The sequence below is a fragment of the Arminella tubonensis genome (genome assembly GCF_003240585.1).
Classification (GTDB): Bacteria; Pseudomonadota; Alphaproteobacteria; order Rhizobiales; family Rhizobiaceae; genus Rhizobium; species Rhizobium tubonense.
Genome location: NZ_PCDP01000001.1, coordinates 570,306 through 588,612, shown reverse-complemented (window position 1 = coordinate 588,612; position 18,307 = coordinate 570,306). Strand labels below are relative to the sequence as shown.

24 protein-coding genes are annotated in these 18,307 nt (G+C 60.1%); 14 read left to right on the top strand and 10 right to left on the bottom strand.

Translation table 11 applies throughout. From position 1 onward, the window contains the following. Position 1: 1 nt before the first annotated feature. On the bottom strand, positions 2 to 2,128 hold the full coding sequence (gene scpA / locus CPY51_RS03055; protein WP_111158545.1) for a methylmalonyl-CoA mutase: 2,127 nt from the start codon (positions 2,126 to 2,128) through the stop codon (positions 2 to 4). A gap of 181 nt (positions 2,129 to 2,309) precedes the next feature. Beyond that, positions 2,310 to 3,683, bottom strand: a complete 1,374-nt coding sequence (locus CPY51_RS03045) for a methylmalonyl-CoA mutase family protein (protein ID WP_111158543.1) — start codon at positions 3,681 to 3,683, stop codon at positions 2,310 to 2,312. Between the two features lie 273 nt (positions 3,684 to 3,956). On the opposite strand from CPY51_RS03045, the gene CPY51_RS03040 reads away from it, so the two are divergent. The 3 genes from CPY51_RS03040 (at position 3,957) to CPY51_RS03030 (ending at position 6,592) form a co-directional block, all read left to right on the top strand. Then, positions 3,957 to 4,748 (top strand): hypothetical protein, encoded by a 792-nt coding sequence (locus CPY51_RS03040; RefSeq protein ID WP_111158542.1) that lies wholly within the window; start codon positions 3,957 to 3,959, stop codon positions 4,746 to 4,748. A gap of 57 nt (positions 4,749 to 4,805) precedes the next feature. Continuing rightward, the gene (locus tag CPY51_RS03035; protein ID WP_111158655.1) at positions 4,806 to 5,606 is read left to right on the top strand and encodes a L,D-transpeptidase; all 801 of its coding nucleotides are present in this window, start codon (positions 4,806 to 4,808) and stop codon (positions 5,604 to 5,606) included. A gap of 233 nt (positions 5,607 to 5,839) precedes the next feature. Next, a complete protein-coding gene (locus CPY51_RS03030; RefSeq protein ID WP_111158541.1) occupies positions 5,840 to 6,592 on the top strand; it encodes a L,D-transpeptidase in 753 nt (250 codons plus the stop codon). 72 nt (positions 6,593 to 6,664) lie between these two features. Here CPY51_RS03030 and CPY51_RS03025 read toward each other — a convergent pair whose 3' ends face one another. Further along, entirely contained in the window at positions 6,665 to 7,129 is a 465-nt protein-coding gene (locus tag CPY51_RS03025; protein ID WP_111158654.1) for a MarR family winged helix-turn-helix transcriptional regulator, read from the bottom strand. A 130-nt stretch (positions 7,130 to 7,259) separates the two neighbouring features. Here CPY51_RS03025 and CPY51_RS03020 point away from each other — a divergent pair, with 130 nt between their 5' ends. Beyond that, complete coding sequence (locus tag CPY51_RS03020) at positions 7,260 to 7,682, top strand: organic hydroperoxide resistance protein (protein WP_111158540.1); 423 nt, start codon at positions 7,260 to 7,262, stop codon at positions 7,680 to 7,682. A gap of 97 nt (positions 7,683 to 7,779) precedes the next feature. Here CPY51_RS03020 and CPY51_RS03015 read toward each other — a convergent pair whose 3' ends face one another. Beyond that, a complete protein-coding gene (locus tag CPY51_RS03015) occupies positions 7,780 to 8,079 on the bottom strand; it encodes an NIPSNAP family protein (protein ID WP_111158539.1) in 300 nt (99 codons plus the stop codon). Positions 8,080 to 8,171: 92 nt separating this feature from the next. Beyond that, entirely contained in the window at positions 8,172 to 8,816 is a 645-nt protein-coding gene (locus CPY51_RS03010) for a TetR/AcrR family transcriptional regulator (protein ID WP_111158538.1), read from the bottom strand. A 99-nt stretch (positions 8,817 to 8,915) separates the two neighbouring features. On the opposite strand from CPY51_RS03010, the gene CPY51_RS03005 reads away from it, so the two are divergent. Next, entirely contained in the window at positions 8,916 to 9,314 is a 399-nt protein-coding gene (locus tag CPY51_RS03005) for a VOC family protein (RefSeq protein ID WP_111158537.1), read from the top strand. An 86-nt stretch (positions 9,315 to 9,400) separates the two neighbouring features. After that, positions 9,401 to 10,369 (top strand): DMT family transporter, encoded by a 969-nt coding sequence (locus tag CPY51_RS03000; protein ID WP_111158536.1) that lies wholly within the window; start codon positions 9,401 to 9,403, stop codon positions 10,367 to 10,369. A 48-nt stretch (positions 10,370 to 10,417) separates the two neighbouring features. Here the strand turns inward: CPY51_RS03000 and CPY51_RS02995 are convergent, their stop codons facing one another. Beyond that, positions 10,418 to 10,879 carry a MarR family winged helix-turn-helix transcriptional regulator gene (locus CPY51_RS02995; protein ID WP_111158535.1) on the bottom strand — a complete coding sequence of 154 codons (462 nt, stop codon included), beginning with the start codon at positions 10,877 to 10,879 and terminating at the stop codon, positions 10,418 to 10,420. A gap of 126 nt (positions 10,880 to 11,005) precedes the next feature. Here CPY51_RS02995 and CPY51_RS02990 point away from each other — a divergent pair, with 126 nt between their 5' ends. The 5 genes from CPY51_RS02990 (at position 11,006) to CPY51_RS02970 (ending at position 14,020) form a co-directional block, all read left to right on the top strand. Continuing rightward, positions 11,006 to 11,383 (top strand): nuclear transport factor 2 family protein, encoded by a 378-nt coding sequence (locus tag CPY51_RS02990; RefSeq protein WP_111158534.1) that lies wholly within the window; start codon positions 11,006 to 11,008, stop codon positions 11,381 to 11,383. Positions 11,384 to 11,600: 217 nt separating this feature from the next. Then, positions 11,601 to 11,828, top strand: coding sequence for a hypothetical protein (locus CPY51_RS02985; protein WP_111158653.1), 228 nt, complete (start codon positions 11,601 to 11,603; stop codon positions 11,826 to 11,828). A 350-nt stretch (positions 11,829 to 12,178) separates the two neighbouring features. After that, positions 12,179 to 12,727, top strand: a complete 549-nt coding sequence (locus tag CPY51_RS02980; RefSeq protein ID WP_111158533.1) for a DUF3885 domain-containing protein — start codon at positions 12,179 to 12,181, stop codon at positions 12,725 to 12,727. Positions 12,728 to 12,921: 194 nt separating this feature from the next. Then, complete coding sequence (locus tag CPY51_RS02975) at positions 12,922 to 13,299, top strand: antitoxin Xre-like helix-turn-helix domain-containing protein (RefSeq protein WP_420820661.1); 378 nt, start codon at positions 12,922 to 12,924, stop codon at positions 13,297 to 13,299. Then, positions 13,259 to 14,020, top strand: a complete 762-nt coding sequence (locus tag CPY51_RS02970) for an RES family NAD+ phosphorylase (RefSeq protein ID WP_111158531.1) — start codon at positions 13,259 to 13,261, stop codon at positions 14,018 to 14,020. The genes CPY51_RS02975 and CPY51_RS02970 overlap by 41 nt, the downstream gene beginning before the upstream one ends. Positions 14,021 to 14,044: 24 nt before the next feature. On the opposite strand, the gene CPY51_RS02965 is transcribed toward CPY51_RS02970, so the two are convergent. The 4 genes from CPY51_RS02965 to CPY51_RS02950 all read right to left on the bottom strand — a co-directional run bounded on the left by CPY51_RS02965 (position 14,045) and on the right by CPY51_RS02950 (position 15,810). Continuing rightward, positions 14,045 to 14,467: a winged helix-turn-helix transcriptional regulator gene (locus CPY51_RS02965; RefSeq protein ID WP_111158530.1), complete on the bottom strand. Its 423-nt coding sequence runs from the start codon at positions 14,465 to 14,467 to the stop codon at positions 14,045 to 14,047. A gap of 100 nt (positions 14,468 to 14,567) precedes the next feature. Further along, the gene (locus CPY51_RS02960) at positions 14,568 to 15,014 is read right to left on the bottom strand and encodes a type II toxin-antitoxin system VapC family toxin (RefSeq protein ID WP_111158529.1); all 447 of its coding nucleotides are present in this window, start codon (positions 15,012 to 15,014) and stop codon (positions 14,568 to 14,570) included. Further along, positions 15,011 to 15,277, bottom strand: a complete 267-nt coding sequence (locus CPY51_RS02955) for a type II toxin-antitoxin system Phd/YefM family antitoxin (protein WP_111158528.1) — start codon at positions 15,275 to 15,277, stop codon at positions 15,011 to 15,013. The genes CPY51_RS02960 and CPY51_RS02955 overlap by 4 nt, the downstream gene beginning before the upstream one ends. 86 nt (positions 15,278 to 15,363) lie before the next feature. Continuing rightward, the gene (locus tag CPY51_RS02950; RefSeq protein ID WP_111158527.1) at positions 15,364 to 15,810 is read right to left on the bottom strand and encodes a MarR family winged helix-turn-helix transcriptional regulator; all 447 of its coding nucleotides are present in this window, start codon (positions 15,808 to 15,810) and stop codon (positions 15,364 to 15,366) included. 73 nt (positions 15,811 to 15,883) lie between these two features. On the opposite strand from CPY51_RS02950, the gene CPY51_RS02945 reads away from it, so the two are divergent. From CPY51_RS02945 to CPY51_RS02935, 3 genes are all read left to right on the top strand, one after another. Further along, complete coding sequence (locus CPY51_RS02945) at positions 15,884 to 16,606, top strand: DUF899 domain-containing protein (RefSeq protein ID WP_111158526.1); 723 nt, start codon at positions 15,884 to 15,886, stop codon at positions 16,604 to 16,606. A gap of 34 nt (positions 16,607 to 16,640) precedes the next feature. After that, a complete protein-coding gene (locus tag CPY51_RS02940; protein ID WP_111158525.1) occupies positions 16,641 to 17,117 on the top strand; it encodes a DUF1579 domain-containing protein in 477 nt (158 codons plus the stop codon). A gap of 135 nt (positions 17,118 to 17,252) precedes the next feature. After that, the gene (locus CPY51_RS02935; protein ID WP_111158524.1) at positions 17,253 to 18,020 is read left to right on the top strand and encodes a VOC family protein; all 768 of its coding nucleotides are present in this window, start codon (positions 17,253 to 17,255) and stop codon (positions 18,018 to 18,020) included. The last annotated feature ends 287 nt before the right edge of the window (positions 18,021 to 18,307 follow it).

Genomic DNA, 18,307 nt, shown 5'->3' with positions numbered 1-18,307 from the left:
GCTACCCCATCAGTTTGTCTATCAGCGCACTCGCCGCCTCTGCAATCACGGTGCCGGGCGGGAAGATTGCGTCGGCTCCGGCAGCTTCGACTGCGGGAAAATCCTGGGGTGGAATGACGCCGCCGACGGCGATCAGCGTCTTGTGGGCGCCGCGGCGGGCGAGCGCCTCTTTCAGTTCCGGCACCAGCGTCAGATGGCCGGCCGCAAGCGACGATGCGCCGACGACATCGACGCCTTCGCGCACAGCCAGGTCGGCGACCTCCTCCGGCGTCTGGAACATGGCGCCGACGACGACGTCGAAGCCGAGATCGGCGAATGCCGTGGCGATGACCTTCTGGCCGCGATCATGGCCGTCCTGGCCCATCTTGGCGACGAGGATGCGAGGCTTCTCACCGCGTTTTCGAAGGAATTCCTCGACCTTCGCCACCGCCTTGTTGAACACGGGATCGTTGCTGCCGACCTCGGCGCGATAAACACCGGAGATCGTCTTCACCTCGGCAACGTGGCGGCCGAAGGCCTTCTCCATCGCCAGCGAAATCTCGCCGACCGTTGCCCGGGCGCGTGCCGCCTTGATCGCAAATTCCAGCAGGTTGCCGGTGCCGTCCCGAGCGGCGGCGGTCAGCGCATCCAGCGCATTCTCGACGGCGGATGTCTCGCGCGTGCCCTTCAACTGCTGCAGCTTCGATAGTTGCCGTGCGCGGACCTCGGAATTGTCGACCTTCAGCACATCGACCTCGATATCCGTCTCCGGCCTGGCGAAGTTGATGCCGACGACGATCTGGTGCCCGCTGTCGATGCGCGCCTGCGTCCTTGCCGCTGCCTCTTCGATCCGAAGCTTCGGAATGCCCTTTTCGATCGCCTTCGCCATGCCGCCCAGTGTCTCGATTTCCTCGATATGGCTGAGCGCCCGGGCGGCAAGATCATGCGTCAATCTCTCGACATAGGCGGAGCCGCCCCAGGGATCGATGGTCCGCGAAGTGCCGGATTCCCTCTGCAACATGATCTGCGTGTTGCGGGCGATCCGGGCCGAGTGGTCGGTCGGCAGCGCCAGCGCCTCGTCGAAGGAATTGGTGTGCAGCGACTGGGTGTGCCCCTGCGTCGCGGCCATCGCCTCGACCATCGTGCGGATGATGTTGTTCATCGGATCCTGCGCCGTCAGCGACCAGCCGGAGGTCTGGCTATGGGTGCGCAGCGCCAGCGATTTCGGGTCCTTGGGCGCGAAGTTCTTCTTTATCAGCGCCGCCCAGATCAGCCGCGCCGCACGCATCTTCGCGACTTCCATGAAGAAATTCATGCCGACCGCCCAGAAGAACGACAGCCGCGGTGCAAAGCTGTCGATATCAAGCCCGGCGGCAACCCCGGCGCGGGCATATTCGATACCGTCGGCGATGGTATAGGCAAGCTCAAGGTCGGCCGTCGCTCCGGCTTCCTGCATGTGATAGCCGGAAATCGAGATCGAATTGAATTTCGGCATCCGCCGGCTGGTATAGCTGAAGATGTCGGAGATGATCCGCATCGAAGGCTGCGGCGGATAGATATAGGTGTTGCGTACCATGAATTCTTTGAGGATATCGTTCTGGATCGTGCCGGAAAGCTTGTCCTCGGAAACGCCCTGTTCTTCCGCCGCGACGATGAACAGCGCCATGATCGGCAACACGGCGCCGTTCATGGTCATCGACACGCTCATCTCGTCGAGCGGTATGCCGTCGAACAGCTGGCGCATGTCGAGAATGCTGTCGATCGCCACGCCCGCCATCCCGACATCGCCGGCCACCCGGGGATGGTCGCTGTCATAGCCGCGATGCGTGGCCAGATCGAAGGCAACGGAAAGCCCCTTTTGCCCGGCCGCCAGATTGCGCCGATAGAAGGCATTGGACTCCTCCGCCGTCGAAAACCCGGCATACTGCCGGATCGTCCAGGGCTGCTGCACATACATCGTCGGATAGGGTCCGCGGATGAAGGGTGCGGCACCGGGATAGCTATCGAGGAAATTCAACCCCTCGAGATCGGCCGCCCCATAGACGCTCTTGACCGCGATGCCCTCGGGGGTCTGCCACGGATCGGCGGCGATTTCGGCGGCGGTGGCTTTCGGGCGCGACCAGGGGAGGGCGGAGAAATCGGGGATCATGGCCGGCGCTCCATTGATGGTGCCGAGGCTGCTGCACCCCCCTCTGTCGGCCGTGCCGACATCTCCCCCACAAGGGGGGAGATCAATATGCGGCGAGTGCGGCATCCTCCAAATCTCCCCCCTTGTGGGGGAGATGTCACCGCAGGTGACAGAGGGGGGTATCCTTGCTCCGAACCAATCGTCATATCCCCATCTCCTCATCCAGCCGCACCGCCTTCAACCCGGCGACATCCACCGCGACCAGCGGCCCAAGCACCTCCACCGGCCGCTCGACCTTGGCCGGAAACAGCGTCGTCCCCACGATCAGTCTATTCGGACGCTTTTCACGCGACCGAGCAATCATCGCCTTGAGCGAACCATCCCCGATCGCCGCCGAAAGCCCGCCACGACGCTCGATATCGCCGAAAATCTCCCACGCCGTCTCCGCCAGCGCATCCGTCAGCGCCTCGACTCCGCCGGCACCGGCCGCGGGATCGTTGACGTGGTCGAGATGGCTCTCGGCGATCAGCACCACTTGCGTATTGCGGGCAAGGCGGCGGGCAAGCGGGTCGGGGATGCCATGGGCGAGCGTATACGGCAGCACCGAGATTTCGTCGGCACCGCCGGTGCCGGCCGCAAACACCGCGATCGTGTTGCGCAGGATGTTGGTTTCCGGGTCGAGCCGCGTCAGCATGCGGTAGCTGGTTTCCATGAACAGATGCGCCGAGAGCGAGGGATCGCAACCACAGGCCTCGGAGAGCCGCGCGAAGATCAGCCGCGCCGCCCGCGCCTTGGCGATGGTCACGAACTGATCCTGGTCGGCGGAAAGGCAAAGGCTGATCGCGCCAAGCATCGTATCCGGAGCGATGCCGTCCGCATCCAGCACCCGCAGATATTCGGCGACTGCCGCCGCCACGATGGCCAATTCCTGCGCCTCCGTCCCGCCGGCATTATGCACCGGCCGTCCATCGGCGTTGAGAATGGTGCCGGATACGCCCACGGCCTGAAGATGCCGGAACCGGTCGGCAGCCCGACCAAGATCTGCCTCGCCTCCCGAAAGGGCGGCAGCTGACAGCGGATCGAGACCGAAGTGGACGGCATGCGCAGTGCCGGCCATCGCCGCCACGACATGATCCGCCAGCTCGGCAGAATGCGAGCCGGCCTCGATTCGCAACGAGAAATTCTTGTCCGAAGATGCATCGGCAAGCCGAGCAGGGATGTCCCGCACACCGCTGACGTCGAGCCCCAGCCCGAACGCCGAAGGACTATCCTTCATCACCAGGCTGATGCCGCTCGCCCCATTGCCGCGGTCATCGGCCAATTGCGCAAAGGCACGTTCCGTGTCGGGATCATCCATGCGCTGGGTGACGGTCCAGGGCTCCAGCGGCCGACGCCGCATCATCGGCGTCGCATCGGCGCGGCGCGCGTAAAGCGGCTGGATCGCGATACCGTCATCGGTTGCCGACACCAGCGTCTCGGCAAAATCCGCGCCCTTCAGCGCCTTGCCGACCAGCTTCAGCCATGCCTCGTGGTCAGTCGCGGCAAAAGCCTGCGGGTCCAGAATGTCAGCGTCCATGCGATCCTCCGTCGGACGGTGTTTTAAAGCATGATCCCGAAAAGTGCGAAGCGGTTTTCGGATGAGATCATGCGAAAGCAAGCAAGCCGGTGATCCTGAAGGGCACGAAGCGGTTTTCGGCAAACTGAGCTGGTGAAAGGTCGGCGTCGGACAGCTTCACCCATTGCCTTTAATCATGCAGAAAATAAATCAAGGTTGTATTTAAAAATATATCTCGCACTGCTTGCTTTGAAATGTCATTAGCGGAGGCACCTCGAACGGATTTGAGATAACATGTGCAGACGACTGTCGCTGATACCTGTCGCTGTTTTGCTCGTCGTGGGTTGGATGGTACTTTCGGGGTTCGACCATCTGACGCAATCGATATTTGGCAGCGGCGGCAGCGCGTCCATGAGCGTGGAACCGTACGAGATTCTGCTGCGCAACGCTGCCTGGCCTTCTGGCCGGTATTCGGGTGCCCGCGACAAATTTACGGAGTGGAAACTGGTCGTCCCGCGAGCTTATCTCGTGAACGAGATCGGTACAAATGGCGCTATTTACTGGCCGGTACAAGCAAGATCAAGAACAAGGACTACAGGCGATGCCTTGCTGGACTGGCTCGCAGGACGCCACTATCAATCGTATTATCCAGACTTGGATACCGTCCTCGACTCCGCTTCATCCGAGTTAAAACCAGCAGTCTTCGCTAGCGAGGAAGAACGACGACAGTCATTTGTCGGCATTGGTTTGGGGAACCGCAGTTCGTTTCCCGATGTGCCAGTGGCAGATTATTGCGTTCGGGAAGACGACGCCAATGCGCTCCTAAAATCAGTTGGAAGCAACGTTACGCTATACGGCTGTATGGCGGAGATGCCACGCTGCAATATCAAGACGATCCTGGACGGATGGACTGTCGACATTACCGTTCCCCGGCGCCTTTACAACCAGCCGGATAATATGTGCCGCATAGCCCGTGCTTTTCTCAATAAATATACGACGAAGCGTGATCCGTATTATCCTCCGAGCGCTCTTGACGAAACCAACGCCACCCCTCCTTCCCGAACGCCAGCCTCGCGCCAGCCGTGACTGCCATCATCGCCCCGACCTAACTGTATTCACGCGGTTTCGATGATGGCTGATCATATGTCCTTTTCCCGCCTTCTGCTTTTGGCCGCCGGCCTTTCCTGCGTCGCCTATCTGGCGAGCTGCAGCATCATACCCGATACCGGCGCCACCGATCCGGATCGCTTTGTGCTCGAAACCGCGCCGGTCTTCTACAGGCCGGAAGGGATCGATCCCGACAAGGTGAAGCGCCTGCCGGTGCAGCCGGTGCCGCAGGTGCGCGATCTCTACCAGACGCAGTTCCACCAGACCTACGGCCTGCCGGTCTCCAACCCGGTGCACGAGGCGATGTACGGGCAGCTGAACGAAGACGATTTCACGCTTCCGGCGGTCCCCTACAAGCGCATCGATCCACGCTTCCTGCGCCAGGAAATCAGCTATCGCACCACGGAGAAGCCTGGCACGATCGTCGTCGATACCAGGAACTATTTTCTCTATCTCGTAGAGCCCGGCGGCAAGGCCATGCGCTATGGCGTCGGCCTTGGTTCCGCCGGCTACGCCTGGTCGGGCAGGGGCGTCGTCCAATGGAAGCAGAAATGGCCGCGCTGGACGCCGCCGTCCGAAATGGTTGCCCGCGAGCCGGAGATCAGGCCGATTTCGGCTGAGCGCGGCGGCATGAACCCGGGCCCGACAAATCCACTCGGCGCCCGCGCGCTCTATATCTACAACAATGGCAAGGACACGCTCTATCGCGTCCACGGAACGCCCGACTGGCAGTCGATCGGCAAACCGACCTCCTCCGGCTGCGTGCGCATGCTGAACCAGGATGTCATCGATCTCTACAATCGCGTTCCGGCAAGATCGGCAATCGTGGTGATGTAACGGCCGCTGACGCGGGTTCCGACTGTTGCATAATTTTGCCCCTGCGCCGAATTCGGCCCAGGCGATTACGCAATCGCCACAAATTTGCGTGATGTTGCATCTGCGTGATAGCGGTGCTCGTTCCAGCCCTTTAAGTTGGCATTAAGCCTTGGCGTTCTTCAATTGCGGGAACTGATTCGGCTCGCTGCCGTTTTCGACAATCCCGCCGCCCGCGCACCATGGAATGATGCCAGATGAATCTGCCCTCCTCTCTTTCTCGCCGCAAGTTTTTGGCCTTCGCAGGCATCGGCGCCGCGTCGACGCTCGCCGGCTGCGCATCGTCGGCCGGCCCGGGCATGCAGACCGTGGAATACCGCGACCCATACTACACAGGCCCCGTGGGCGGAGGTCTGTTCGGCTCCGGCCTGTTTGGCGGTGGGTTGGGCGAACAGCCGGACCCGGCCGTCATATACGCGCCGCAGGAAGACAACGGCTTTCTCCTCCCTGCCATACCCTACCAGCAGATCGACCCCCAGTTCTATCGCCAGCGCGTCGCCAATACGACAGGCCAGCCCGCCGGCACGGTCGTCGTCGACACGCGGACGCGCTTCCTCTACCTCGTCGAAAGCGGCGGTGGCACCGCGATGCGCTATGGCATCGGCGTGGGCCGTGAGGGCTTTGCCTGGCAGGGCGAGGGCGTCATCCAGTGGCGCCAGAAGTGGCCGCGCTGGAATCCGCCGAACGAAATGGTCGCCCGCCAGCCCGAACTGGTCAAATATTCGATCGACAATGGCGGAATGGACCCGGGTCTCAAGAACCCGCTCGGCGCTCGTGCCCTCTATATCTTCCAGGGCAATCAGGACACGTTCTATCGCCTCCACGGCAATCCGGATTGGCGCTCGATCGGCAAGGCCGTATCCTCCGGCTGCATCCGCATGCTGAACCAGGACGTCATCGATCTCTATGATCGTGTTCCGAGCAAGGCCCGCATCGTCGTCATCCAGTAGACGGCTTATTTTTACGCAATTCCGGACGCAAAACCGCTGCGCACTTTTGCCGGAATTGCCCTAGACCGCAGCTCACACGGCTGCGGTCAAATTCGACCGTAGCTGGTGCAGCCGTTCGCGCAGGCTCCCCATTTCCTCCATGCTGCAACCGGCCGCATCGCCGATCGCAGTCATGATCCCGTCGACCTCGCTCTTCATTGCGCTGCCGGTTTCGGTCAGCGAGACGATGACCTGACGTTCGTCCCTCGGGTCACGGGTCCGCCCGATCAGGCCGTTCTGCTCCAGGCGCTTCAGCAGCGGCGACAGCGTGCCCGAATCGAGATCGAGCTGCTCGCCGATTGCCTTGACCGGCAGCCGTCTTTTCTCCCAGAGCACCAGCATCACGAGATATTGCGGATAAGTGAGCCCGACGCGATCGAGGATTGGCTTATAAGCACGGGTAAAGGCATGCGCCGTCGCATAGACGGCGAAGCAGAGCTGCCGCTCCAGCCGCTTTTCCTCTTCCGGTATTGTCAGCTTCACATCCTTGTCAGTCATCTCGTCCTGCCATTCAACCAAGAGATAAGTGTTCCAGCTTCAATTTTCAAAAGCAAACGACAAAATCATATTGCGCACAATTAAATTGTGCGATACACAAGATCATCCAAACGAAAAAAGGAGCTTGGACATGCCTATTCTCTACACCACCAAAGCATCCGCCACCGGCGGCCGTGCAGGCCATGCCGCATCCGAAAACGGCGTGCTCGACGTAACGCTGACGGTTCCGAAGGAACTCGGCGGCGATGGCGCAACCGGCACCAACCCCGAGCAGCTGTTCGCCGCCGGTTATTCCGCCTGCTTCCTTGGTGCTTTGAAATTTGTCGCCGGACAGCAGAAGATCAAGGTCCCGGAAGACACGAAGGTCACGGCAACGGTCGGCGTCGGCCCGCGCGAAGATGGCGGCGGCTTCGGTATCGAGGTTTCGCTGTCGGTTCACATCCCTGGTATGGACAAGGCCGAAGCCGAAAAGCTCGCCGCCGCCGCCCACATCGTCTGCCCCTACAGCCACGCCCTGCGCACCTCGACCGAGGTCCCGGTAACGGTGGCCTAGTTCATCTCTTTTCACCTTCTCCCCTCGGGGAGAAGGTGGCCGAAGGCCGGATGAGGCGCTCTTCCTCCCTCTGGGGGAAGTGGTCTCAACATAGCGATTAGATCGTCTGCAGGATCTCATCGTGGGTTGTACCCGCAATAAAGCAGTCACTGGCCCCTCCCAGCATCTTCTGAAACTCGGGATCGGTATTGATCTTCTGATGTTCGCGTTCATACGCCTGCAAGTCGTCATGCGTGGAATACCAGAATACCCTGGTCGGATTTCCGGCAAGCGGTCGACTGGCCGTGATCTTTATGTTGTGCTTTTCTTCAATCAGCTTTGCTGCGCTTTTAACGAAGGCAAAGGCATCAGGTAGTTTTCCGGATGCGATCGCCGCACTACGAATCCACGTGATCATAGGTAACTCCATTGGGTTTTTGACGAGGGCCGAGCGGTAAACACTAGGGGCTTCTGCTGCCAGATTCTGTCAGCAGCCTGGCCCAATGCTGTTCAGCGCGGTTGTTTCGGCCGTTTCCCGTAGGCCACCAGAAATGCCTCGACCGATGCATCTGCGTGCCGTTCAAGCTCAGTTTTCGAGCGCGGGTTGCTGTTTCCGGTAAACATGGCTTCGTTCATGGGAATCCAAAGAAGCATGCCAAAGAAATGGCTGGCTGCCAGATAGGGGTCAGGAACCTCGAGCAGGTCCCGGGCCGCAAGCTTCTGAAAGCACGACGCCATAGTTGCCAACATCCGCTCGAAGCCTTTTTCGTACCAGTCGCGGCCAAGTTGGGGCATTCGATCTGCATTGGCGATGATGAGGCGCCGCAGCTTCAACAACTCTTCATCCAGCAGCATCGTCACCAAACGTCGAGCCAGCTGATGCAGGCCACCCTTCATGAAGCAATCTTCGGAGAGCAGCGTCGCCACCAGTTCGATGACATCGTTGGTCCGGACAGCGGTGGATCGGACAACTTCGGTAAAGAGCGTCTCCTTGTCCGTGAAATGCTTATAGACCGTCTGTTTGGAGACCGCCGCGTTGGTGGCGATTTCCTCCATGCTGGTTCCGTCATATCCCTTGCTGACAAACGCCGCCGTGGCCGCTTTTATGATTTCGCGATCCTTACGGGCTGACCTGCTCTCATTGTCGATTTCCATTCCCATCGAGCTTAGTACTAGACAGTACCGTACCCGAATGCTAGTAAAATTCGGGTACTAGACGGACTAGTACTCATAACGACGCGATAGGTGGAACCGATGACAAAGATGATTTTTGTGAACCTGCCGGTAAGCGATATTTCCAAATCAACAGCCTTCTATGAGGCCGTTGGTGGCACCAAAAACCCGCAATTCTCGGATGAAACGGCCTCATGCATGGTATTCTCCGAGACAATTTACGTGATGCTGCTGACTCATGATAAGTACAAGTCATTCACCCAGCGGCCCATCGCCGACGCGCACAAAACTAGCGCCGCGCTCCTCGCTACGACTGTCGATAATCGCGCCGATGTCGACAGCATCGTCGATATTGCCGCTGCCAATGGAGGCGTCGCCGATCCCAATCCGAAGCAAGATCACGGCTTCATGTATGGGCGCAGCTATGAAGACCCGGATGGTAATGTTTGGGAAATCATCTGGATGGCTGCCGCATCGTAGCACTCGGGGCCGATGTGGGTTCTCACCACAGGCGGAGCGCCGCGCTTCATCTGTGCAGCTCACGGGAACTGTGGCATAACTGAGCCATGGCAATGAATGTCTTGGCGGTCCATCGTGACACAGTCGGGACGGAACAGGCGGCGGGCAGTTCACTTGCAGCCGCCTATTCCGTGGGCGTTCTCTGCTGGCTGCTGTCCGCCGGCGTCTATATCGCGGCGAAATGGGTCTCTTCCGAGATGCCGCCCTGGGCGCTCTGTTTCTGGCGCGTTCTGATCGCCTGGGCTATCCTGATGCCGATCGTGCGTCGGCATTTCGGCGACATGGTCGTGCTGGCGCGGGCTCGCGCCCTCGAACTCCTTGTCATTGGCGGCATGGGGCTGGCGATCTGCCAGGGCATGATATTTGTTGGCCTCGAACATGCCGATGCCACCACCGCCGGCATCATCATCGCCCTGATCCCGATCATCACCATGATCCTTGCCCGTCTGGTTCTGTCCGAGCCGATGGGACGCTGGCAGGTGATCGGATCGATCCTGGCCTTTCTCGGGATCGTGGTCATCATCATCAAGGGCAGTCCGGCCGCGCTGCTGCGGCTCGACCTCAATCCCGGTGAATTGTGGATCGTCGCCGGCGCGTTCTGCTTCAGTCTCTATACCGTCCTGCTCCGCCGGGCGAAATTCGATATGAATCGCCTGGCGCTCCTAGTGCTGCTGCTCGGTGCGGCGGTGCTGACGGCGCTGCCCTTCTACCTGTTCGAGCTATTCCTAGATGAGCGCTCGACGCTCAACGGCAGCGGGCTCATCGCGCTCGCCTATGTCGCGATCCCCGGCGGCGCAATCATGTACTACCTCTTCAATCGCAGCATCGAGGCCCTGGGCGCGGCGCGGGCCGGCGTCCTCCTCTACATCCAGACCATCTTCATCGCCGTGCTCGCCTATCTGATCCTCGGCGAGCAGTTGCAACGCTATCACCTCGAAGGCGCGGCACTCATCATCGCCGGCTTGCTTCTCATCATCCTGCTGAAGCCGAAGACCAAGGCTGCGGCAAGCGCCTGAGGGCGAGGGCAAGCGGACATCGCTGGTCGCGGGTCTTCGTCACAGAACTCATGAATCGCGCAACGAAGGCTCTGCGCTCGCGATTTGATCCAGATTTTCGATCAGCCGCTCAAGCAGATCGACAAGTTGCACCGCTTCCGCATCCGTAAACCCGGTCAATGCTTCACGATTCCCTTGGAACAGGGTCGCAGTTGCCTCAGGCATGCGTTCCTGTGCGGCCTTGGTCAGCACGATACGGCTGCTCCGACCGTCCGCCGGATCGCGTGTCCGCTTTATCAAGCCATCCCTCTCCATGCGAGCGAGCATCTGGGCCATCGGCGGTTGCTCTACCCTGGCGAAGCGGGCGAGGTCGCGCTGCGTGCTCGCGTTACCATTCTGCAGCGCGACCAGCACAGGCAACTGGCCAACACCGAAGCCGAGCGGTTTAAGGCGTGTTTCGCTAAGGCGGGCAAACCCCCGCGCCGCAAGACTGATGAGATGCCCCGGCGTAGAAAGCACGTCTTCATCCATTCCGCTCACCCCTTGCTGTGCTTGACTACGAGATACATATGTACATATATATCTCGATACGCGGTAGTAGGCAATGTCGCTTCGATGCCGCCCAGCTATTCTTTCAATCTTCATTGAGGAAACGATATGTCGGAAAATGACATCCAAATGCTCAAGCGCATTTATGACAGCTTCAACGCGAGAGACATCGATGGTGTACTTGCCGTACTTGCCGATGATGTCGCCTGGGCCAACGGCATGGATGGAGGCCACGTCCATGGTCGCGAGGCCGTGCGCGACTACTGGACGCGTCAATGGGCTGTCGTTAGCCCACACGTTGAGCCGGCAGCATTCGAAGAAACGAAAGATGGTGCCGTAGCTGTCGAGGTGATCCAGTCAGTGTTTGACCTCAACGGCCAGCCGCTGGAGGGGCAAACCCATGGCCTAAAGGACAAGACCGTAACGCACATCTTCCGCCTGGAAGCCGACAAGATCGTTCGCTTCGATATCCAGGATGCGCCGTAAGCATCGCGCGAAACTATGCTGGGAAGACCGTTCCTGCGGCACTTGAGACCCAGGCCGGCGTCTCGGGTTGGCCCGAGGCGGACATTAACCGAACCCAACGATACAAGCCAGGAAGCCGCCACCTGCTGTTACATATCAGCGTTGCATAACAAGGCGTATGCGTTTGCCTAAGATGAGATCATAAGGCGCCTAGCTGATGCACAAGAGGGTCTTTATGATGGATTGGGTCCCTATAGTCTTCGTTACGTTTAAGGTTCTCGCGTTAGGCACGGCCATGTTCTTCGCCATCAAGTGGCATTACGATCAAGGGGAGAAGGGGGAGAGGCGAGCGGTACTACGCTCGGGCGGCAAGATGGCCGCAGTCTTCGTTCTAGCGCTACTAGGCGTGGGGCTCGTCGCCTTCATCCTTAGCAGGATGCTCGGTTTGGACTTGAGCTTCCCATGATGGCATCAATAATGTACCTAGCCCCGCAGGGGCTCCCGGAGGGCCGACGAGACCTTCGGTGTCATTAGTCGGTCTCTAATGACATGGATTCTGGCTCCTTCGGTGGGCAGATTCTCCTGTGATCGGGAGGGTTTCAGATGGCGGGGTTTCAGTTCGCGCACATGTAGAATTTCAGCCGGAAGGGAGACAAGGGAGGCCGCACGAGCGACCTGAAGCTAACGTCTCCTATTGGCGCGATCCGGAAGGTTCCGGACTTCCGCCTGTCGGCCCAGTGCGGAGTTTATTGCGAAGCCACGTCGATTCAGTATGATTAAAACTTCGATTGATCAGCCAGTGGGATCGACGTGAAGATGCTAGCGTTCGAAAGTGACTGGTCACGTTTTCACGGCGACACCCCGCCTTTGGCATTCATGTTAATAGAGGTAGCGGGAAAGCCGTGGGTTCGTTTTCACGCTCTAGCTGACTCCGTCCGGTATGCGGAGACCGACGAAGAGCGCGGCGAAATTCGGCGAAGGGCGATCACTTTGGCGAATGACACCCTTGGAAGAAACGCCGAATGCTGGCTGGTTCAGTGTCGGATCGAAGGGTATTCAAAGCCGTACTGGAAGCCCCTTGAGACCAATCCTGATCCTGGGCTTAGATTTCGTGACGATGACGATGATTTTCATTGGGTAGCATCGGTGTCATGTGTTTTCTGGCGAGAAGAAGTCTTCAATGATCTTCTGAAAGACGTTGCCGACGACGCCACAGGGCCGACGCTTTGGTGCAACCGACAGACTGGTAAGGTATTCGCGCCGTACGATGGCGGCTTCGACATTTTCCCGACTTCCACGGCTGAGGTCGTCGAATTAAAGGAGCGCCACAAAGCCTGGTTGTCCGTGGAACCGTCGGGCCTTTAGCGAGAAGCGTGACCGCCGACGTCCGCAAATGGCGCAATCCGGAAGAGCTTTGTTCGCAGTCGGCCCACGGCAATGGCGCAATTACCTCCTCCACCCAAGCTTTCGCCATCGAGCGCCACCGAAAATCCAACATACTTCTTTTCTTCTGCAAATAATCGTCTATATATTTGCTGAGGAAAGGAATTCTCATGGCAATGGTCCAAACGGCTGAAAGACCCGGCGCCAGGGAGGCGGCGGTCATTACCAAGGCGGCGGTGAATGCGGCGGATAGGCTGGGGCTCAGCGCTCGGACGCTGGCGGCGGTGATCGGGGTTTCCGAGGCGACGGTATCGCGGATGAAGCGGCAGGACCTCAGTCTTGAGCGTGGTAGCAAGTCCTTCGAGCTGGCGATCCTTCTCGTGCGGCTGTTCCGCTCGCTCGATGCCATCGTCGGCGGCGACGAGGCTGTGGCGCGGCAATGGCTGCGCAATGCAAATCTCGCGCTCGGCGCCCCACCCGTCGAAAAGATCATCTCCATTTCCGGATTGACCGATGTCCTTGCATACCTGGACGCCCGCCGCGCTCTCGTCTGAGGCGCTGCCTGTCGCCGGCCGCTATTGGCGGCTGGTGGAGGCCCAGCATCAGGTCTCGACGCTGAAACTGGTGGATAATCTCGAGGAGCAGGCGCTGCTCGAACAGCTGCTGGAAGAAAGCAAGCCGGCCCTGCCGCCGGAATGCGCCGGCCTCGATTATCTGCTGGCCACACCCTTCCGCTACGGCGCCGTCTATCCGCACGGCTCGCGCTTTCGCCGCGCAGGGCGAACGCTCGGCGTGTTCTACGCCTCCGAAAAGGTGGAAACGGCGCTGGCCGAGATGGCGTTCTATCGGCTGCTGTTCTTTGCGGACTCGCCAGACACGCCGTTGCCGGGCAATGCAGCCGAATATACCGCCTTTGCCGCATCCGTCGCCACCGAGCGCTCCATCGATCTCACAAGGCCGCCGCTTGATAAGGACCGCAAGGCCTGGAGCGATCCCCTCGAATACGGCCCCTGCCAGTCGCTGGCCGAAGCGGCGCGGGCAGGGGGCATCGAGGCGATCCTCTACCGCTCTGTCCGCGATCCGCACGCCGGGAAGAACCTCGCGCTTCTGACAGCGCTGGGCTTTGCCGCCCGCGAACCGGTGGAGCGCCAGACATGGCGCATCCGCCTTTCGGCCACGGGCGTACAGGCCCTGTGCGAATTTCCGAAAACCCGCATCGGCTTCGTCAGCGCGGATTTTTCAGGTGATCCGAGGCTGGCCCGTCAGGCGATATGATGGAAGCTGCCGGTGCCCTGCACCTTATTTCTCAAATTCTCGGCGCGCTTCCTCCACCTGCTGGAGGTTTTCTGCCGCCCAGATCCAGACGCCGCAGAAGGCAGCGCCGAGGCTCATGCCGAGCGGCGTCAGCCTGTATTCGACCTTCGGCGGCACGACGGGATGAACGGTCCTCTTGACCAGCCCGTCGCGCTCCATCTGGCGCAACGTCTGCGTCAGCATCTTCTGGCTTATCCCTCCGACGAACTCTCCAATCCGGGTGAAGCGTAGCTCGCCCTTCTCTGCGAGAACCTCCAGGATCAGCATGGTCCATTTGTCGGCGACCCTGCCGATCAGGTCCTTCACCAGCACCTCGATCCGCGGGTCCAGATCATCGGGCGGCGTCGTGGCGCTATACCGCCTGGCCGCCGCAATCTGCTCGTCTGTAAACCGCGAAAGATCAGCCATGCGACACTCTCCTTTGGGAAGCTACGGCGCCGGGGAGCGCCTGCTTTCATTTAGAGAGCGTAATGCGCCGCGAGGGTGGCGGCAAGCCGGACCCAGCGCGCTAGACGCCGACTTGATCCGGGCCTTGTGCGGCCACGCCGAAGGGTTGGAAGTGTTTCAGGTTATGCGTGATGACCGTCAATCGGTGAAATTTTGCCGTGCCGGCAATGACGGCATCGGCGGCTCCGGGATTGTGCCCGGATGCAACCGCCAATGCCTCTAGCTGTCCAGACTCTACGGCGACGTCTCTGTCGAGCGGCAGGATATTGTGGCCATATATGGAAACCAGCCCCTTGAGCCAAAACCGGATGCCGGCCGCTTTCACGGTTGCGCCCCTGTGCTGCAACAGGTGCACGCCCTTTTCTATCTCGTGGATAGTCATCGCCGAGAGGTAAATGCCGTTCACTTTTTCCTGCTCGTCCATCCAGTCGCAAAACGCCTGCGTCGCGCTTGCCCTCGAGGGCGAGAACATCGAGATGGCGTTGGTGTCGAGGAGATAGCCGGTCACAGGTCGACGTCTCGCGACGGTGCAGGATTCCGGGCGAAGACATCATCCTCCAGGTCAAAATCGGCTGGAAAAGTCTTGAGGTACTGAACGAGGCTAGGCTGCTCCTTTTGGAGCGCCTTCTTTGCTGCTTCCGCGGCGCCGACGCTGACGATAACGGCAGCGGGTCTTCCGTGCCGGGTGATCGTGACGAATTCGCCGGCCGCGGCCTTGTCGACCATGTTCGAGAACCCGGCCTTGGCATCCTTGAGGCTAACCGTTGACATGCCAAATTCTCCATAAAGGTCACATATGACTACTTTATAGGTGAGCAGTCCTCCTGAATCAAGTCTCGAGCGCCCTCGATCGCAGTTCAGCAGAGCGCCAAAAGATCCGCCCGCAGATTGTCCGCGCCGCCCGAGCGCAGCGTTGCCTCGACTTCCGCGTGGGTCTTTTCCCAGATCGGCACTGCGGCTGAAAGGATAGCCTTGCCGTCCGGTGTCAGGGAAAGCAGCCGGCCGCGTTTGTCGTCGGGATTGCGGGCGATGGTCACCCAGCCGCGACGCTCCAGCGGCTTCAGCGCGGCCGTCAGCGTCGTCTGGTCCATCGCCAGAAGATCGGCAACGGGCTTCATGCCAGGCGGGTGAGGGCGGTTTAGAGACATCATCAGCGAAAACTGCCCGTTGGTCAGCCCCAGCGGCCGCAGCGCGACATCGAAGCGGCGGGCAAGAGCGCGGGCGGCGCGCTGGACGTGGAGGCAAAGGCAATTGTCGCGAACCAGCAGCGTCGTGGCGAAAGGAATCTCTGTAGTATTTGACATGCCATAGTAATATTGATATCAATGTAAATGTCAAGATAGGGAACAACGAACACGCCGAGGAGGGCGTAGTAAGATGAACCAGATCGTTTCGCGCGACGCATGGCTCGAAGCCAGCCGTAAATTGCTTGCCAAGGAAAAGGAAATGACCCGGATGCGTGATCGGCTCAATGCCGAGCGTGCGGCTATGCCCTGGGTCAAGGTCGAGGAGAATTACGTCTTCGACACCGCAAACGGCAGGAAGACCCTTTCCGAACTCTTCGACGGCCGCAGCCAGCTGATTGTCTATCACTTCATGCTCGGACCCAACTGGGAGGCCGGCTGCCCCGGCTGCTCGTTCCTCGCCGACCATCTCGACGGTGCCCTTCCGCATCTGACCAATCACGATGTAACGCTGGTTGCCGTTGCGCGCGCGCCGCTTGCCAAGATCGATGCCTACAAGAAGCGCATGGGCTGGCATTTCCCCTGGGTTTCGTCGGCCGGCAGCACCTTCAACTTCGATTATAACGTCTCCTTCACCGAGGAGGATCTGGCGAAGGACAAGGTGATCTACAACTTCACCGCCATCGACGCCGCCAACGGCAACGACGAGCTTCCGGGCCTCAGCGCCTTCTACAGGGACGAGGCGGGCAACGTCTTCCACACCTATTCCAGCTATGGCCGCGGTCCCGAAGACCTGATCGGCACTCTGATGATCCTCGATCGTGCGCCCAAGGGCAGAAACGAAGGTTCGACGATGGATTTCGTCCGTCGCCACGACGAATACGGGATGGCGAAACAACAGGCTCACGTCCACTGATTTGGAGCGCTGTCACTGCCGGGAGGACTGGAAGATGAAAACCGCCACACCGACGAAGGAACATGCGTTTCTGCAAAAGCTCGTCGGCAACTGGGATATCGTTGCCGACGCCATGGCCAGCAATCCGGAGCATGCGACCTGGCGGGAAACCGTCCGTTCGCTGCACGGCCTCTGGGTCGTGGCGGAGGGGCATGGCGAAATGCCGGGTGGCGGCGCCGCTTCCACCATGCTGACGCTCGGCTACGATCCCGATAAGGGAAGATATGTCGGCAACTGGATCGACAGCGTCATCAATCATATGTGGATCTATGAGGGCCGGCTGGACGAGAGCGGTCGCACGCTGCTTCTGGAGACGGAAGGGCCTGATGTCGAGACCAAGGGCCGCACGGCGCGCTACCAGGAGTGCGTCTCCTTCGAGGACGATGACAACCGCACTTTTACCTCGCATATCCTCACGCCTGATGGCAGCTGGCGCCAGCTCATGACGATGCAATATCGCCGTCGCGTGTAACGGAGAGTAAACCAAACTTCTCCGACAGCCTAAAAAGCGCATCTGGCCTGAAAACGTTCGGTTTTGCAGCTTGTGTCGCTGCGGATTGCCCCATACCATTTCGTTGGGAAGTAGGCGCTGACCGGGGAGATGGAAATGGCGCATACGCATGGCAAGTTCGTCTGGTACGAGTTGATGACGAGTGACATGGCCGCGGCGGAGATTTTCTATAGCGAGGTCGTCGGCTGGAAGACGCAGGATGCAGGGGTCGAGGGCATCCACTACACCATGTTCACCGTCGACGGCCGTCCGGTCTCAGGCGCAATGAGCCTGCCCGAAAGCGCCCGCAGCATGGGCATCCCGCCATTATGGCTCGGCTACATCGCCGTTGACGATGTCGACACGCTGGCAGCCGATATCGTCATCGACGGCGGCGTCGTCCATCGCGCCGCGGCCGATATTCCGGGCATCGGACGCTTCGCCATCGTCGGCGATCCGCAGGGTGCGGCCTTCGCGCTTTTCCGGGGGTTGTCGAGCCGGCAACCACCGCCCCCGCAGGACACGCCTGGTTACACCGGCTGGCACGAGCTCTATGCCGACGACAGCGAGGAGGCATTCTCCTTCTATTCGAAGACTTTCGGCTGGCAGCTGAGCCGCGATTTCGACATGGGCGCGATGGGCATCTACAAGATCTTCGGCCTTGAAGGCGGCGAGATGGGCGGCATGATGGAAAAGCCGGAAACCATGCCGACGCCGTCCTGGATCTTCTATTTCACCGTCCCCGCCATCGACGCCGCCGCCGAGCGCGTGACCGCGGCCGGCGGGCAGATCATCAACGGCCCGACGGAGGTCCCCGGCGCCTGGGTCCTGCAGTGCCTCGACCCCCAGGGCGCCATGTTCGCCCTGACCGCCGCGGTGCGGTAACTGTTCTCAAGGCGGCCAACAGGTCAGGATGGGCCGCTGATGGCAGCGCCTTCATCGGCGCTAGCGACGTGTTGCCGCACCGCAGCATGGCCAACTGATACCGTTCTGTCACAAATACGATGGCACTGATGCGGGATAATGGCGACGTTCGATAGGGTGGCGCGTGTCCGGAAGGGCCGCTAGGGTCACTCTATCCCTCTGAAATGTTGGATAATTTTATCCCTGAATCGAATCCGATCACGGAATTATGCAACAGCAACGTCTGTCACTGAATAAGAGAAGTCCCC